The 2891-nt window shown below is 71.1% G+C and carries 3 protein-coding genes; 2 read left to right on the forward strand and 1 reads right to left on the reverse strand.

Annotated features, from left to right (window positions below):
* Positions 1-1572 (forward strand): DUF6600 domain-containing protein (locus tag AC1DU6_RS25775; protein ID WP_477860590.1); only part of this gene is annotated, 1572 nt, incomplete at its 5' end.
* 22 nt (positions 1573-1594) lie between these two features.
* Here the strand turns inward: AC1DU6_RS25775 and AC1DU6_RS25780 are convergent.
* Complete coding sequence (locus tag AC1DU6_RS25780; RefSeq protein WP_477860591.1) at positions 1595-2248, reverse strand: arylesterase; 654 nt, start codon at positions 2246-2248, stop codon at positions 1595-1597.
* Between AC1DU6_RS25780 and AC1DU6_RS25785 the strand changes: the two genes are divergently transcribed.
* On the forward strand, positions 2247-2891 hold a 645-nt coding region (locus AC1DU6_RS25785), incomplete at its 3' end, for an ABC transporter ATP-binding protein (RefSeq protein ID WP_477860593.1). The genes AC1DU6_RS25780 and AC1DU6_RS25785 overlap by 2 nt on opposite strands.

Raw genomic sequence — 2891 nt, forward strand, 5'->3', positions numbered from 1 at the left:
GTCTGGCAGGGGCGCCTGCGATTTGAATGGGCTCGCACCGCCTCGCCCGTGACGCTGGGCACCGGCGAGCAGGCCGAATTCTGGTGGCCCGACGGTCCCCGCGCCGAGCGCAGCCCGCTGTTCAGCGACGGCTTTGGCGACTGGGTGCTGGCCGAAAGCCGCGAGGAAGGTGACCGCCCCGTCGCGCGCTACGTGTCACCCGAGATGACCGGCGCCGAGGACCTGGACCGTTACGGCCGCTGGGAGACGGCGCCCGAGTACGGCACGGTCTGGATTCCGACGACCATTGCCGTCGCGGACTGGGCGCCCTACCGGTACGGCCGCTGGACCTGGACGCGTCATTGGGGCTGGACCTGGGTGGACGACGCGCCCTGGGGCTTCGCGCCCTTCCACTATGGCCGCTGGGTCAGCTGGGGCGGGCGCTGGTGCTGGACGCCGGGCGCCTATGTGCACCGCCCGGTCTATGCACCGGCCCTGGTGGGCTGGGTCGGCAGTGGCTCCGTCAGCATCGGCATCAGCGTGGGCAGCCGTCCACCGCCGCCACGCTTTGGCTGGTACCCGCTGGCACCGCGTGAGGTCTATGTGCCGGCCTACCACCACAGCCCGCGCTATGTGAACCGCGTCAACGATCCGCGCGACGTGCGCGACCCCGTCACCGTGCGGCGCCCGCACCGATACCGCGATGCACCGGCGGCCGTCAGCACCTTGCCCGCCCCCGGCGCGGCCATCCAGCCGCTGCCGGTGCGCGGCCCCGACCGTCGCCCCGAGCCGGGCTGGAACCGCCCGCTGCCGACAGCGCCAGGCCGTGGGGACCTGGCAGCCGTGCTGCCGGCGGCACCCACCCGGCCGCCGGAGACCGAACTCCCGCGCCGCAATCCCCGCGCGCCGGAGGCCAGTATGGGCTGGCGCAGCGAGGGCAACCAGCGGCCCCAGCGCCGCGATCAACGCGGTCCTGACGCGCAGCCGCAGGTGCCTGTGCCTGCGGCGGCACAGCCGGCCGTTCCGGCCATCGCCCCTCAGCCTCAGGTTCCCCAGCAGCAGCGCCCCGGCGTCGAGCAGCCGCAGCGCAGTGGCGACAACATGCCTTGGCGCGCGCAGCAGCAACAGCAACAGCAACAGCAACAGCAACAGCAACAGCAGCAGCAGCAGCAACAGCAACAGCAGCAGCAGCAGCAGCAGCAACAGCAACAGCAACAGCTGCAACGGGAAGCGCAGCAGCGCGATACGCAGCATCGCGAAGCCCAGCAACGTGAGGTTCAGCAGCGTCGCGAGGAGATCCAGCAGCGCGAGGCGCAGCAGCGCGATACGCAGCATCGCGAAGCCCAACAGCGTGAGACGCAACAACGCGAGATGCAGCAGCGTCGCGAGGAGCAGCAGCGCCGCATCTCCCAGCCCGAGCCGCAGCGCCAGATCGAGGTGCCACGCCCGCAGYCTCAGCCGCAACCGCAGGCGCAACCACAGGCGCAACCCCGCGCACAGCCGCGCGAAGAAGGCCCGAAGCGCGGCCGCCAGGACGGCGTGCCGACGCGCGGCGACAAGCAGCCGCGGGACCCCCAGCAGCAGGAGCGCTGAAGCAGCGGCTTGGTACGGCCGCCTAGAGCAGCGGCTTCAACRCCGGCCAGACGTTGTCCAGCATCAGCGGATGCGCCTTGGCCAGCGGGTGGATGCGGTCGCCCTGGAACCAATCCATCGCGTCTGCCCGGTCCGCCACGCCCTTGAGCAGGAAGGGCACGAAGGCCGCGCGGGCCTGCCTGGCGACCTGCTCGAACAGGTCGGCAAACTCCTTGCCGTAGGCCGTGCCGTAGTTGGGTGGCACCTGCATGCCGGCGATCAGCACCTTGGCGCCGCTCTCCTGGGCGGCCCGCGCCATGGCCAGCAGGTTGTCGCGCGTGCTCCCCAGCGGCAGGCCGCGCAGCGCGTCGTTGCCGCCCAGCTCGAGGATGACGATGGCCGGCTTGTGCGTGCGCAGTGCGGCTGGCAGCCGGCTGCGGCCACCTGCCGTGGTGTCGCCGCTGATGCTGGCGTTGACGACGCGGTAGGGCTTCTTCTGTTCGGCCAGGCGCTTTTGCAGCAGGGCCACCCAGCCGTCGCCGGCCTTGAGGCCGTATTCGGCGGACAGGCTGTCGCCGACGACCAGGATGACCGGTGCCTCGGCGGCCGCGGCCGCACCTGAGATCCCTGAAGGAAAGCCGGCGATCACCCCCAGGCTAAAGTGCGCCAACACCCATCGCCGCCGCAGTCCCGACATGCCCGAAGCCCTTGTTCAAGTTGACCAGATCACCAAGCGCGTGCGTGACGCGACCGGCGAGCTGACGATTCTGCATGACATCAGCTTCGAGCTGACTGCAAGGGAATCGGTGGCCATCGTCGGCGCTTCCGGCTCCGGCAAGAGCACGCTGCTGGCCATCCTCGCCGGCCTGGACACGCCCAGCGATGGCTCTGTCACGCTGCGCGGCCAGGATCTCTTCACGCTGGACGAGGACCAGCGCGCCGCCGTGCGCGCCCGCGAGCTGGGCTTTGTCTTCCAGAGCTTTCAGCTGCTGCCCAACCTGACGGCGCTGGAGAACGTCATGCTGCCGCTGGAGCTGCGCGGCGACCGCGACGCGCGCGAGCAGGCCGCCGCCATGCTCACGCGCGTGGGCCTGGGCGAGCGCCTGGGTCACTACCCGCGCGTGCTGTCGGGCGGCGAGCAGCAGCGCGTGGCGTTGGCTCGTGCCTTCGTGTTGCGCCCGGCGCTGCTGCTGGCCGATGAGCCCACCGGCAGCCTGGACTTCGCGACCGGCGCCTCGGTGATGGAGCTGATGTTCGAACTCAACCGCGAGGCCGGCACGACGCTGGTGCTCGTCACCCATGACCGGGAGATCGCCTCCCGGTGCGAGCGCCAGTTGCGC

Source organism: Roseateles sp. P5_B10 (assembly GCF_056400485.1).